This is a genomic window from Marixanthomonas spongiae (assembly GCF_003095375.1).
Taxonomy (GTDB): domain Bacteria; phylum Bacteroidota; class Bacteroidia; order Flavobacteriales; family Flavobacteriaceae; genus Marixanthomonas; species Marixanthomonas spongiae.
The window spans coordinates 213,236-226,473 of sequence record NZ_QEHR01000001.1 but is presented as its reverse complement, the minus strand read 5'-3'; the positions used below and the strand labels follow the sequence as shown (position 1 = coordinate 226,473).

General features: G+C 40.3%; 16 protein-coding genes. 8 read left to right on the top strand and 8 right to left on the bottom strand.

The annotated features are described in order from the left end of the window. Positions 1-138: 138 nt before the first annotated feature. From DDV96_RS15895 to DDV96_RS01090, 3 genes are read left to right on the top strand one after another with little or no spacing between them, the layout of a single operon-like run. A complete protein-coding gene (locus DDV96_RS15895; RefSeq protein WP_206073992.1) occupies positions 139-369 on the top strand; it encodes a putative toxin-antitoxin system toxin component, PIN family in 231 nt (76 codons plus the stop codon). A gap of 58 nt (positions 370-427) precedes the next feature. Next, a complete protein-coding gene (locus DDV96_RS01095; RefSeq protein WP_116692890.1) occupies positions 428-1,690 on the top strand; it encodes an MgtC/SapB family protein in 1,263 nt (420 codons plus the stop codon). Between the two features lies 1 nt (position 1,691). Next, complete coding sequence (locus DDV96_RS01090) at positions 1,692-2,717, top strand: App1 family protein (protein ID WP_116692889.1); 1,026 nt, start codon at positions 1,692-1,694, stop codon at positions 2,715-2,717. On the opposite strand, the gene ppk1 is transcribed toward DDV96_RS01090, so the two are convergent. The 5 genes from ppk1 to DDV96_RS01065 form a co-directional block, all read right to left on the bottom strand. Next, positions 2,707-4,752 (bottom strand): polyphosphate kinase 1, encoded by a 2,046-nt coding sequence (gene ppk1, locus DDV96_RS01085; protein WP_116692888.1) that lies wholly within the window; start codon positions 4,750-4,752, stop codon positions 2,707-2,709. The genes DDV96_RS01090 and ppk1 overlap by 11 nt on opposite strands. Before the next feature lie 231 nt (positions 4,753-4,983). After that, positions 4,984-5,232 (bottom strand): hypothetical protein, encoded by a 249-nt coding sequence (locus tag DDV96_RS01080; RefSeq protein WP_116692887.1) that lies wholly within the window; start codon positions 5,230-5,232, stop codon positions 4,984-4,986. 98 nt (positions 5,233-5,330) lie between these two features. Next, complete coding sequence (locus tag DDV96_RS01075) at positions 5,331-5,945, bottom strand: deoxynucleoside kinase (RefSeq protein WP_116692886.1); 615 nt, start codon at positions 5,943-5,945, stop codon at positions 5,331-5,333. Between the two features lie 5 nt (positions 5,946-5,950). Continuing rightward, positions 5,951-6,748, bottom strand: coding sequence for a hypothetical protein (locus tag DDV96_RS01070; RefSeq protein WP_116692885.1), 798 nt, complete (start codon positions 6,746-6,748; stop codon positions 5,951-5,953). A 47-nt stretch (positions 6,749-6,795) separates the two neighbouring features. Further along, the gene (locus DDV96_RS01065; protein ID WP_116692884.1) at positions 6,796-7,173 is read right to left on the bottom strand and encodes a hypothetical protein; all 378 of its coding nucleotides are present in this window, start codon (positions 7,171-7,173) and stop codon (positions 6,796-6,798) included. A gap of 128 nt (positions 7,174-7,301) precedes the next feature. Between DDV96_RS01065 and DDV96_RS01060 the strand changes: the two genes are divergently transcribed. Both DDV96_RS01060 and DDV96_RS01055 read left to right on the top strand, forming a co-directional pair. Beyond that, positions 7,302-7,916: a DUF4230 domain-containing protein gene (locus DDV96_RS01060; RefSeq protein ID WP_116692883.1), complete on the top strand. Its 615-nt coding sequence runs from the start codon at positions 7,302-7,304 to the stop codon at positions 7,914-7,916. Between the two features lie 67 nt (positions 7,917-7,983). Beyond that, a complete protein-coding gene (locus DDV96_RS01055) occupies positions 7,984-8,349 on the top strand; it encodes an endonuclease domain-containing protein (RefSeq protein ID WP_116692882.1) in 366 nt (121 codons plus the stop codon). A 76-nt stretch (positions 8,350-8,425) separates the two neighbouring features. Here DDV96_RS01055 and DDV96_RS01050 read toward each other — a convergent pair whose 3' ends face one another. Both DDV96_RS01050 and DDV96_RS01045 read right to left on the bottom strand, forming a co-directional pair. Beyond that, on the bottom strand, positions 8,426-8,731 hold the full coding sequence (locus tag DDV96_RS01050) for a rhodanese-like domain-containing protein (RefSeq protein WP_116692881.1): 306 nt from the start codon (positions 8,729-8,731) through the stop codon (positions 8,426-8,428). A 3-nt stretch (positions 8,732-8,734) separates the two neighbouring features. Continuing rightward, positions 8,735-10,531, bottom strand: a complete 1,797-nt coding sequence (locus DDV96_RS01045) for an aromatic amino acid hydroxylase (RefSeq protein ID WP_116692880.1) — start codon at positions 10,529-10,531, stop codon at positions 8,735-8,737. 102 nt (positions 10,532-10,633) lie between these two features. Between DDV96_RS01045 and DDV96_RS01040 the strand changes: the two genes are divergently transcribed. The 3 genes from DDV96_RS01040 (at position 10,634) to DDV96_RS01030 (ending at position 12,384) form a co-directional block, all read left to right on the top strand. Continuing rightward, positions 10,634-11,206: a TetR/AcrR family transcriptional regulator gene (locus DDV96_RS01040; RefSeq protein WP_116692879.1), complete on the top strand. Its 573-nt coding sequence runs from the start codon at positions 10,634-10,636 to the stop codon at positions 11,204-11,206. 33 nt (positions 11,207-11,239) lie between these two features. Further along, entirely contained in the window at positions 11,240-11,701 is a 462-nt protein-coding gene (locus tag DDV96_RS01035; protein ID WP_116692878.1) for an RNA methyltransferase, read from the top strand. A gap of 179 nt (positions 11,702-11,880) precedes the next feature. Then, positions 11,881-12,384 (top strand): GreA/GreB family elongation factor, encoded by a 504-nt coding sequence (locus DDV96_RS01030; protein ID WP_116692877.1) that lies wholly within the window; start codon positions 11,881-11,883, stop codon positions 12,382-12,384. Positions 12,385-12,531: 147 nt separating this feature from the next. Here DDV96_RS01030 and DDV96_RS01025 read toward each other — a convergent pair whose 3' ends face one another. Next, positions 12,532-13,065: a lipid-binding SYLF domain-containing protein gene (locus DDV96_RS01025; protein WP_116692876.1), complete on the bottom strand. Its 534-nt coding sequence runs from the start codon at positions 13,063-13,065 to the stop codon at positions 12,532-12,534. Positions 13,066-13,238 lie beyond the last annotated feature (173 nt).

Sequence of the window (13,238 nt, the reverse complement as noted above, 5' to 3'; positions counted from 1 at the left end):
CGGCTGTCTAAATAAAGAAACACATTTCTAATAGCACTATAAAAATTGTAATAACCGAACAGCTCTTAATGGAATTGAGAACTGTAACAAAAAGGGAAAAACTTAAAAATTTTTTTCCGGAAGATAGTGTAAAAAGACTTGTTTGAACTATTGGATGTTATTGCTGATAAAGTTGAAATAAAACCAACCTACTTTTTAAATCGAGACCCAAAGGATAACTTTCTGTTAGATCTGATTGATTTTTCACAGGCAGATTTTTTAGTAACAGGCGACAAAGATTTATTAGAACTCAATCCATTTAAAACTGCTAAAATAGTAACGCCTGCTGAATTTGATCAAGAGTTGAGCAAGGTCTTTCCTATTCGTTAAGTAACCAAATCCCCGCAATTTCAATGTTTTTTTATGATTTTGTAGTATCTTTCTGCTAATGAACTACGACGATTTAATAACACTGGGAATCGCATTTGGTCTGGGCCTGCTGGTCGGGATGCAGCGGGAAACCGTCGATAATAAAATGGCGGGCGTGCGCACTTTTACCCTCATCTCTATTTTAGGGGTGGTCTCTGGGTTTCTTGCCCGGGAATACGACAATCCGTTTATCATCCCTATGTTCGGTATTGCCATTACTACCTTGATGGTGGTTTCAAACGTTATTAAACTTAAAAAACTTGACGAACCTGGAGTAGGCCAGACTACGGAAGTTGCGGCTTTGCTCATTTTTGCCATTGGTGCCTACTTGGTCATGGGCAACCAGATAATCGGCGTGATCACAGGTGGTGTTTTGGCCATTTTACTCTACGTTAAAGAACATTTGCACGGTTTTGTCGACTCGTTGAAAAAGAAGGATTTTGCTGCCATTATGACATTTGCCGGTATTTCCTTGGTAATACTGCCCATCTTGCCCAATGAAACCTTTGGGCCTTTGGATGTCCTAAACCCTAAGAACATCTGGTTGATGGTAACGTTGATTGTGGGTATCAGTCTCCTCGGGTATTTTATTTACAAATGGATGGGCAAAAAGGCCGGGATGGTGTCCAATGGTATTCTTGGTGGCATTATCAGCAGCACGGCGACATCGGTGAGTTATGCCAAAAAATCCAAAGACGGAAAATCGGGCGGAAAGTTGGCAGCCTTTGTCATCTTCTTGGCCGTTACGGTCTCACTTATTCGGGTTATGATCGAAATAGGCGTGGTTATTCCCAATAAATTGCCCCAAATGATCCTGCCGTTCATCGTACTCTTCATATTTATGGCGGCACTTTCGGCATTTATATTTTATAGGATAAACAAAGATCCTGCGATGGACAAAATGCCCGAGCCCAAAAATCCGGCGCAATTTAAAAGCGCATTGATTTTTGGTGTTTTGTATGGTGTAATATTATTAATGGTCGCATTTGCCAAAGAGGAATTTGGCGATAAAGGGCTTTACATCGTTTCCATAATTGGTGGATTGGCCAATAAAGATGCCATTACGCTTTCCCTTTCGCACTTGATTGAACGCGGCGTCGCTGTTTCTATGGGTTGGCGATTGATTATGACAGCGGTGCTTTCCAATTTATTTTTCAAGATATTGATTGCTGCAGTATTAGGAACCCGGCAGCTGGTAAAATGGCTGGGGCTGGCCATTGTGCTGTCCATTCTAGCAGGTTTATTGTTAATTTGGCTGTGGCCACAAGGATGGCACTTGTAATATGGGATGGTTTAAAAAAGATCCGTTGCAAATCATTACCTTCCAAAGCTATGGAACGGATTCGCATTTTTATATCCGCGGAAGGGCCTTGGAAGATGAAAATATCGACCTCTCAAAAAACGGGCTGTTCAGCTTGATAAAAAACACCTATAAACGGTTTGAAACCGATGAAATTCCGTTTACAAAACTTAAAATCACATTGCCGAACGATTCGGTTTACTATACCAAAACAGATAAAAGGGGTTATTTTAAATTCAAGGAAAATATTCGCGGCCTTGCTGAAATGACCAATGAAGAGGGTTGGTTGCCTTACGAAATTTCTTTTGAAGAGACATTTTCAAAGCGGGTCATCAACAATAACAACAGGTTTCCGGGTAAAATGCTAATTTCATCAAGCTGGTCTTCCCCACAGGTTAAAAAGACCGAGTTTGGTGTGATTAGTGATATTGACGATACCATTCTACAAACCGGCGTTACTTCGTTTTTAAAGCTGAAATTGATTTTCAACACATTTTTCAGAAATGCGGAAAGCCGGTCACCACTGCAAGGCGCTTCAAAATTTTATCAATTGCTGCACCAAGGAAAAACGGGAAAAGAAGCCAACCCATTATTTTACGTGAGCCACAGCCCTTGGAATTTATACCGCTATTTAGCATTGTTTTTAAAAGCGAACAATTTTCCGAAGGGCCCTATTTTATTGCGCAGTTTTCCTACCCCTTTCCGAAGAAAAGAAAAAGAGGAGAAACCCCAGAAGCAACAAGAGATTCTTGATATTTTAGAAACCTATCCCAAAATGAGCTTCATTTTAATTGGCGACAGCGGCGAACACGATGCCGATATCTATATTGAAATTGCCCAAAAATTCCCTAAACGCATTAAAGCAATTTATTTACGAAGCGTAACGCACAAAAAGAAAATGGCGCGAATTAGAGGCTTGTTTTCAAGTTTTGAAATTACACCCGTACTGTTGGTTTCAGATAGTAAAGAGGCGATAGCCCATGCTAGGTCGTTGGGGTTTATTGCTTAGGCTTGTTGTGGTTTTTAAAATACGCATACGTCTCATATTGCGCCCGTATAGCCGGTTTGCCGTGTTTTATATAGTCGTTTTTTTGGTCTGGGTCAATGATGCGGGCTTTTACGTTATCGTTTAGCTGAATGTCTATTAATTCCTTTATGGTGTTGTGGTGGTCTTGGTCCAGGATGGGCGTGACCACTTCAATACGGTGGCTGAGGTTGCGTTTCATCCAATCTGCCGAACCAATGTACATTTTCTCATCGCCATCATTTCCAAAGATATAGATGCGGCCGTGCTCTAAAAAACGATCCAATATACTGGTAATGTAAATGTTTTCGCTTTGTCCTTTAATGCCCGGCACAAGCGAACAGATACCGCGCACCAACAACCTGATTTTAACTCCTGCATTGCTGGCCTTATACAGCAGTTTGATCATGCTTTTATCCTGCAAGCTGTTCATTTTGGCAATAATATAAGCGTCTTTACCCGCTTTGGCCAATTCCATTTCATTTTCAATTAAGCTTTCAAATGTTTGCCGTAGGGTAAAAGGGGAGATCAAGAGCTTTTCGGGTTTGGGGATAATCATTTTGCCTTGAAGCACTAAAAATAGTTTGTTTAGGTCTTCGGTAATGGTTTCATTGGCGGTCATGATGCCAAAATCGGTGTAGACTTTAGCGGTGTTTTCGTTAAAGTTTCCCGTGGCAATATAGCTGTACCTTTTTAGTGTTCCATTGGTTTCCCGTTCTATGCACAGTATTTTGGAATGGATTTTAATGGCCGGAAAGCTATAAATAACGTGAGCACCGTTCTCTTCAAATATTTTGCCCCACTTTAAGTTATTGTGCTCATCAAAACGGGCTTTAACTTCAATAAAAACAACAACTTCTTTTCCTTTTTTCGCGGCTTTTGCAATAGCATCGTTTAGCCGGGATTCGCTGGCAGCCCGGTAAATGGTCATTTTAATGGTGGTGACCTGTGGGTCGTCTGCGGCTTCTTCCAACAATTTGATCACCGGCTCGAAGTTTTGATAAGGGTAATGCACCAATTGGTCTTTCTTGTCAATCGCTTTAAAAACCGAATGGCAATGTGCCAATACCGGGTGGGGCAAGGGCGGCAGGTGTTCAATGGAGAGTTTTTTTGAAGTAGGGTTTGGGAAGTCGAAAAAATCTTTAAAATTATGGTACGTGCCGCCCATCACAATATCGGCATTGTAAACTTCCAAGACATTTTTAAGGATTTCCTGGAATTCTTTTGGGGTACTGTTGTCGATCAATAATCGTGTGGCTTGACCCGTGTTGCGTTTGGGGAGCGATTTTTTGATGCGCTCCATAACATTGCCGGAAAATTCATCTTCAATATAGAGCTCGGCATCCCTCGATTTTTTTACCGAATAAAAGGTGATGTTCTCCTCTCTTTGTGGGGTTTGTTTTAAACAGTATTTTAGAATGTCGTCTATAAATGTAATGTAGTGCTTTCCGTTTTGCTTCGGAAATGTAAAAAACCGGGGTTCGTCATGTGGGATTTTAACCAATTTAAAGGTGTCGTTTTCCAGTTGTGCAGCGAGGTACAGCGCTTCGTTTTCAATAAAAACCGTATCACTGTTTGAACAGGGATTACAGCTTATTTCCAGTTTGTCTTTAAGGGTTTCCTCAAAATAGGTTTTGGCAATTTCTTTTTGGGTGCTCGAAAATTCTTTATGGTCTATTAAATGAATGTTTTCTGCTTTTAAATCTGGGATGATCTGTTCTTTAAAAATCGTACCAAATTCTTCTTGCTGCAGTTCAACCTGCTTTTTTATTTCCTTTAAAACCTTGTTGGGCTTGGTAATCAGTTTTTTTCTGAAAGGTTTCTCAATTTCCTTGATCTGCCGGATATCGGACACCCGAACTCTGAAAAACTCATCAAGATTGGAAGAGAATATCGCCAAAAACTTAATGCGTTCATACAGTGGATTACGATTGTCTGCGGCTTCTTGTAAAACCCGGTGGTTAAAGCGCAACCACGAAAGATCGCGATGGTAATATTTTGTGTTGTACAGTTTTGCCATGAATGCCCGGTGAAGGCGGGTCCCTCTTTAGTTAATTAACATTTGAACTTTACCAAAGAAAAGCAATTCCGAAGAAAACGGGTGTTTTTGAAATGTTAAGGTTTGATCATTATTTGAAAGAAGAAACCTCAACAAGGCTTTATATTTTTGAATCTTCTAAAGGTAACTTTATTAAACTAAAATAGACCTGCGCAAAACAGGTCTGTTTAACAAAAAATTTGAAAATATTAATTATTGTTTTGTAAAAACTGTGGTTATAGTCACTTCAACTATAGTTTTAATTCCTGATTTAGTAATGGTTTCAGTAGCTTTCGAAACATATTCTAATCGTGTTTCAGTTAGTTTAGCGATGGTTTCAGAAGTGTGTTTATCTCCAACAGATATATTAATGGTGTTGTTTTCCCTAGTCCAAGTACCAGTATATGAATTTATAATCGGTTGTTCTATTGTATTGGTTTCACCGTGCGAAATGGTAGTCATCTTTAAAATAAAGTCTTTCGTCTTACGTCTTTCAGCGAAGCGATCTTACATCTTAGTCGGACACGTCTAAATTTAAATATAAAAAAAATGATTTTAGTTTAAAACAACCCGTGCAATTCTGCATCTATTTTACTGATCACTTCCCCCAAGTGCTCGGGATCGTCCACAAAATTAAGATTGTCCACGTCCAAGATAATGAGTTTGCCTTTGTCGTACCCGTGGATCCAGGCTTCGTAGCGCTCGTTCAAACGGCTTAGGTAATCGATGCTTATCGAGTTTTCGTAATCACGGCCACGTTTGTGTATTTGGTTTACGAGATTGGGAATGGAACTGCGAAGGTAAATCAATAGGTCGGGGCCTTCGGTTACGCTTTCCATTAAGTCGAACAGGGAACGGTAATTTTCAAAATCGCGGTTGGTCATCAAGCCCATTGCGTGCAAGTTGGGAGCAAAGATATAGGCATCTTCATAGATGGTTCGGTCTTGAATAACGTCTTTGCCTTTGTCCCTGATTTCGAGAATTTGACGAAACCGGCTGTTCAAAAAATAAATTTGTAGGTTGAAGGACCACCGTGCCATTTGGTTGTAAAAATCATCTAAATAAGGATTGTCCTCTACATCTTCAAAATGAGGTTGCCATTTGTAATGTTTTGCCAATAAACGGGTTAAGGTTGTTTTTCCAGAGCCAATGTTTCCTGCAATTGCTACGTGCATAGTGTTTACTTCTTAGGGTGGGTTAGTTTCAGGGTGTGGATGTTTTTTCCGTCATAAATATACAGGAATTCCTGCGTAAGCGACAAGTCTTTTATGGTTATTTGGGGCAACGGTATTTTTATGGCTTCGGGATATTTTTTGGTGGTGCCTTCGCTTATTTGGGCCAAATAATACAGCGAATTTTCTTTTACGCCCAATACCCTTTCATCTTGTTGCAACACGTTGATGAAACCATCCACTTTTATTTCAGAAAGTAGGCTTCCATATACATTGAATGCCCGTACCTTGTTTTCGGTGAGCACATAGCAATAGTTAAAATTGCTGGTCTGCGAAAGCAATGTGCCTGAAAACGGTTGTGAGACGGCGGTGTTGGTTAAAGTTCGGTAATTGAACAGCTCCAGCTGTTGCGTATCGACATTAAAGACCCAAAGACGGTTGTTCCCCGCATTGGTAGCGGTGCTTATGTTTAGAAAGCCGGGGAGGGTATTGAAGTTGATGCGCTCTATTTCGTTCAATTTGTTATCGACCAAAACCACGGTGTTGGTGTTTTCATAAAAAATAACCACATTTAAGGGGTTGAGTATATCTACCGAAGTTATGGGCCCCAATTGCAAGTCGCTGAACACAAAATCACCGTCCACCCCAGTTTTGTGCAGCTCCATATTGGCAGTGTAATACATATTGGTAAAGGCATCAACGCCAATAAACCCATCGGCTTTTAATGGGGTTTTTGAAATTGGGATCACTGGTTGTGCCAGTAAAACTGGGCTAAGCAATAAAAAAATAAGGTGCACGACTTTCATTATGGAGTTCAAGATACAAAAAGCGTGCTATATTTAGGCGGTTGAATTTAAACGCTCCGGGCTTCCATGAATTTTTGACTGGTCTTTTCGGCTATGGTAGTGAGTTTTCCGGCGGTAGGCTCGATCCTTAATTTTTGTTTTTCCTGTATGGAAGCGATGATCCTGAAGGTGTTTAAATACTCTTCTTGTAGGTCGTACACCGTTTCTATAAGTGCATATAAGGTGTCGGTTTCCGTTGGCGACAGTTTTTCTTTTATGTTTTTCGACAATAACAATAACTCATCACTCACCGAATCGTATTTTTCTTGATTTTTTAAAAACCGGGATAAAATATCATCGATATCCTTGTTGGTGTCGTGGGCTTGTTGTTTTAAGCGTTTTATCGTTTTTATGGATCGGTCTTGTCCGTTGGAAAAAAGTCCCATGTTAGTTTGATTTGACCGAAAGATACATAAAAAATTGCTTTGTGGCATTATTCTTACAAAATTTACGTGCTACTACGTATTTTAGCTACACGGTTATATTTCTGTATCTTTATTGAAAAAATCAAACTATGCGGAAGGTGTTTTTTGGAGTGGTGATAGCCCTTGTTGTTGTATTTGGCCTGCGGTATTGCGAGCACACCAAAACCGATAAGGAACAATTGGAAGCCAATACGGCATTGATTCAAAAAGAACTGAAAAATGTAGGTAAACTCATTGTTACCGAAGGAAGTTATGCCCAAGTATTTACCTATGAAGATTGGAAAAAATTCTACTTAGATGTTTTCTCGGCGCGTAAAAAAGCTCTCGTGGTGGTTAATGCGAAAGCCACCGTCGCATACGATCTCAGTAAAATTAAAACCCAGATAGATCAAGAAGCCAAGACCGTAACCATCACTCATATCCCCGAACCACAGTTGAGCATCAACCCCAATATTGAATATTACGATGTAAAGCAGGATTACCTAAATCAGTTTGAAGCTGAAGACTACAACAAAATTAAAAAGCAAGTAGAAACCTCCCTTCGGAAAAAAATAGAAGCCTCAACATTAATGACCAATGCCGAAAACAGGTTGATTTCCGAACTTCAGAAAATATACATCCTCACCAGTTCTATGGGGTGGACGCTGCAATATGAAAGCGAACCTATTTACGATGAAGCAGATTTAGAAAACATAAAGTTTTAACTTTTTCCCCTCCTAATTTAGGAGGGGTGCCCAACGGGCGGGGCGGTGAAAGCCAAAAACCTAAACTATGAACAAAAATATCCACAACAGAAAATACCTAAAAAACTTCCGGAAAGAACTTAGGAACAATGCTACACTTTCAGAAAAGAGATTGTGGAAAGCATTGCAGAAATCGCAATTGGAAGGAAGAAAGTTTAGAAGGCAACATAGTATTGGTGATTATATCGTGGATTTTTATTGTCCTTCCGAACGGTTAATCATCGAAGTTGATGGCTCTGTTCACGATAATACCGTTAACCAAGATCATGATTTTAAACGCACCCAGTATTTGGAATCTTTGAATAACACTGTAATTCGTTTTACAAATGATGATATTAAAAGTTCGTTGGATATGGTCCTGGAACGGATTAAAATTGAGTTTATTGAAAGGTAGGTAGTTAGGGTAATTAGATTTTTAAAAGAAACCACCCCGCCTTCGGCACCCCTCCTTAGCAAGGAGGGGAGAAAAATCACAACTTCTTTTGTAAAGACCTCCAGCCACCGCCGTTAATGGCTTCAATGTCGTTATTGTTTAACGTTTTTGCAGCACTGCCGCTACGCACGCCACTGGCACAACAGGTAATTACCGGTTTGTTCCATTGTTTAATTTCTATGATTTTGGAAGGAATTTCATTTAAAGGAATGTGCACGGATCCAGAAATGGCACCGGCATCAAATTCGGGTTTTGTGCGAACGTCCAAAATCACCGCATCCCGCTTTTTAAAATCCTGTATTTTCTTGTTGTTGTTTCCGAATAAAAAATTCAATAATCCCATACGTTATTTGCTTAATTGTTTGCTGTTCTTTTCTATCAACAATAATCCGTCATCGATTAAATGGGCGACCTTGGGGCGTTCTTTTTTAAGTGCTAATAGATGTTTCAATACTTTTTCAGAAAAAGCATCATTATTAGTAGCGGTTAACTCAAATATTTCCAAAGGAAGCAACCAGTCGTTAGGATGATTTTCTCTCAACTTTTCAAAAATTAGAGAAATTTTCTCCCCTTTTGGGGGAGATGCCGCAGGCAGAGGGGGATTTGACTCTCTTCGGAATTCTCTTATCTGTTTATATAAATCGTTTAATTCTTTTTCTTTTTTAGAAAGATTAGTCCGGTTGGTTTTCGTTTCGCTCAATTTATGAAGCGAAATGGAGAACGATAAATAATCGGCTGCCCCGGCAAAAGCCGAAACAATTTCCTTGCCTACCGCCATATCAAAATCGCCCATCTCTGGACTGAACAGCACTTCACCTTTATAGGTTACCGTACAATCGGTAAACTGGATGAGCATCAATTCGCCCCGTAAATTCCGCATTCCGGTAACATTTAGGCCTTCAACGGTGATGCCGCTTTCAAATTCAAATGAGATAGGCTTCCCGTCATAAAAATTATAAGCTTGTAAATCGCGCGGCCCCATGTTCTCAATGGCGAGGTTTATTTTTTTCAGTTTCCCCAAAGGAGATCTAAACCCGTTGGTATGACGGCTAATACCGTGGCCAATCACTTCTTTTTCACGGTAAGCGAGCGCGGTTTCGCCTTCGGTTTCAAAATAGACCACTTCATTGTCTTCATTTTGAATCATCCGGGAAAAATGACCGCTCACCTGCAATCCCGTGCTCAGTTCAATGGTGCCTAATTGTTTGGAGTTTATCAGTTTTTTCAAACCGCGCCAACCGCCTTTTCTCACAGCCATGGTGTTGGCAAACTCTTCCAAAACTTCTTGTAAGTAGGCAAAATCGGGTGTTACATACAATTGTGGTTGCGGTTTGGTAATGTCGAATTCTTGGTATGCCGCATCGATGGAGTAGGGAATTTTTTGTACTTCCTCCTTCATGCACCAAGTGCTTTCGCCAATGGAAGACAGCAAACCGGCTCCGTAGATCTTGGGGTCTTCAACCGTGCCCACCAAACCATATTCAACAGTCCACCAATGTAAATTTCGGATAAGGGCAATTTCGGAAGGTGCTGTTTTTTTATGCTGAAGTTCATCCACTCGGTTTTCAGCATTTTGGATAATAATTTCTGAAATCCCCTCGGCTTCCTTTAAAATGGACAGCTCTCGTACAGCTTCATACAATTCCATATCGTGTGCGCTGGAAATGGCTTTGGCGCCAATCTCCCCAAACCGTCGCAAATACTCGGCATAATCTGGACTGGCAATAATGGGGGCGTGGCCAGCACCTTCGTGAATAATGTCGGGTGCTGGGGTGTATTCAATATTTTCCAATTGGCGGATATCGCTGGCAATCACCAACACCTTGTATGCCTGAAACTCCATAAACGCATTGGGCGGGATAAATCCATCTACGGCAACGGCCGCCCAACCAATTTCCTTTAAAATACGGTTCATCCCGTACATAGAAGGAATGGCATCGATGGAAATACCGGTTTTTTTAAGTCCGTCCAAATAACTTTCATGCGCTACTTGACTTAAATAATCCACGTTTTTACGCATCACGTACCGCCAAACCGCTTGGTTTATCGGGGTGTATTGGTCATAATCCTGTGGTTTAATGTACTGCTTTAAATGCGGTGGTAACCGGTCCAGTAACTCGTTTGTTTCGATGCGCTCTTCCATGGTTTCAAAAATAATGAAATTAGAACTACTTAAGACGTAATTAATAATACCTTATTACAGTTTTATGAAGGCGTTTCTAAAAGCTGTATCTTGCAAAACACTATGAAGCCTGCTTCCAGAAAAACCGAAATAATAACCACAGCATCGCGTCTTTTTAAAGAAAAAGGCTACAATGCCGTATCTATGCGCGACATTGCACAAGCCATGGGCATCAAGGCTTCCAGCTTGTACAACCATATTTCGGGCAAGCAGGAAATACTATCAACCCTTATTTTAACAGTGGCTCGCGAGTTTACCAGTGGAATGGAGCAGGTGGTTTCAAAAAATGTAACTTCGGTACAAAAAATTGAAAAGATCATAGCTTTTCATATCGATATTACTGTTACCTATCCTGAAGCCTTGGCAGTACTGAATAACGATTGGATGCATTTAAAGAGTGGAGATTTAACCGAATTTATAACCATGCGGGACAGTTATGAAGAAAATTTCAGAAAAATCATCAATAAAGGGATACAGGCCGGCGAAATTGAAACGCGGCATCCAGAAGTAATTTTGTTTTCCATCCTTTCCACCTTGCGCACCTTGTATTTGTGGTATGAAAAACGGGGGAAATTAGATGAAAATATCCTAAAACGCGATATGGTTGCCGTACTTTTAAAGGGGATCGTGCAGTAGCGCCGTTGGTAGAAGTTCTGTACTTTTGCAGTTATGCAACCCAACAATTTTACAACGGAATTCTTCGGAATAGGGATTCAAAACGGAAAAACGCCCGAAAATCTCGGCGTGCTTTGGCGAACGGCCCAAAATATGGGCGCCAGCTTTATTTTTACCATTGGCAACCGCTATGCCAATCAGGCGAGCGATACGCATAATGCCGTAAAGTCGCTACCGTACTTTCATTATGAAACCTTTGAAGATTTTTATAAACACTTGCCAAAAGGCTGTCGCATTGTTGGCGTTGAAAAGACGGAAAAGGCTGTTCAACTTGAAAGTTTTAAACATCCAAAACGGTGCGTATATTTGTTGGGAGCAGAAGATCACGGCCTGTCCAACCAAGCGATTGAAAAGTCGCATTTTTTGGTTCAATTCCCTTCAGAAAAAAGTTTAAATGTTGCAGTGGCCGGCAGTATAATTTTGTACGATCGAGGACGGAATAAGCCGAAAATTTAGTATATTCAGAAGTCGTGACTCAGACATTAGAACGCTACGCTGTTAGACAATAGACGTGAGAATTCATTTATAATTTCAAAATAGAATTTTCAAAAACTATTTAGCATTTAAGCTAAAATAAAAATTTTAAAAGAAAGTAAGAATAACCTTAAAAGATACCCGCCTGCGCGGGCATTGTTATGAGCAGAGGATTTGTAAAAGAAGGCGACCAAGAAGAACCACCAATGATTCCACCGCGGGCAGCATTGCCGGAAGGCGTGGTGAATTACGTTACGCCAACTGGTATGGAACAATTGGTGCAGGAACGAGAAACGCTGCAAACTGAAATCAAGGAACTCGCCATTACCGATGAACGCGAGCGCCGAAGGGCATTGGCCGTAATTGAAGGAAAACTAAAAATATTGAACGAACGTATTCGCTCCGCCCGCGTATTAAACCCAAAAGAACAACCTAAGGAGGAGGTGCGGTTTGGCGCTACGGTAAGACTTCAAAATAAAAAGAACAACACCAAACAACAATTTACCATTGTAGGGGTGGACGAGGCCGATGTTACCAAAAGCAAAATTGCCTTTGTGGCGCCAATTGCTAGGGCAGTTACCGGTTCAAAAAAAGGGGCAACCGTAGATTTTAAGTTGGGCAACGAGGTAAGGAAATTAAAAATACTTAATATTTCTTATGGTTAAAAAAATGTCTAAAAAGTGATTTTTGCTATCTGTTCGAGCGCAGTCGAGAACTACAAGTTGATCAACCCTTAATGAGGTCTCGACTGCGCTCGACCGGACATATTATCTATTTATTACTTTTTAGACACTTTTTTTACTCAGTTTTCCCTATTCCTCAAAAGGAATAAATTCAAAGTTCTGTCCGCCAACTGATGCTTCTAAGCTCAATCCGGCTTTGGGCATGGTAAAGACTGCAACGCCATCCCGGTAATCGGCATTTAATGAGGCGCCGTCTTTGACCAATACAGCCGAGACTTTAGCTGAAAGTTCAAAGTCATCATCTTTAAAGCGTTTCAGGGCTTCATCGCTATTAAATAAAATTGCTTCTCTATACGCTTCGCCACCAATTTGGGCGCCAACATCTATTTTTTTCATCTTGGCCATGCCTATAAGTTGGCCGTTTTCGTAAACAGCTCCGTTGCCCGAAGCACCGCCAACGATAAACGCACCTTCACCTACATTGGGGAAAATCACGTATGCATCGGCATCGGCAAAGTGTTTTGCCATTGTTTTGTTTTTAGCGATAAATGCTTCTTTGGCTTTTTCGGCATCGTTTATTACTTCACGGTCTTTGTCGTTTTGTGCAAATAAGGTTAGACTAAAGCACATCAGTAATACGAGTATTAAATTATTCTTCTTCATAATTAGGTTTTTTTGTTGTTCAATTACGAAGTTACTAATTGATTATAAGTGCATTAGTTAATTAGCTGTTATTGTTAATTAAACGAAATCATAACATTCGGGAAGGTTCTTTTTTTATCGTTAAAATTTTAGCAGAAAGCTTATTTGTTATTGAAATATCAGAAAAATGGAAC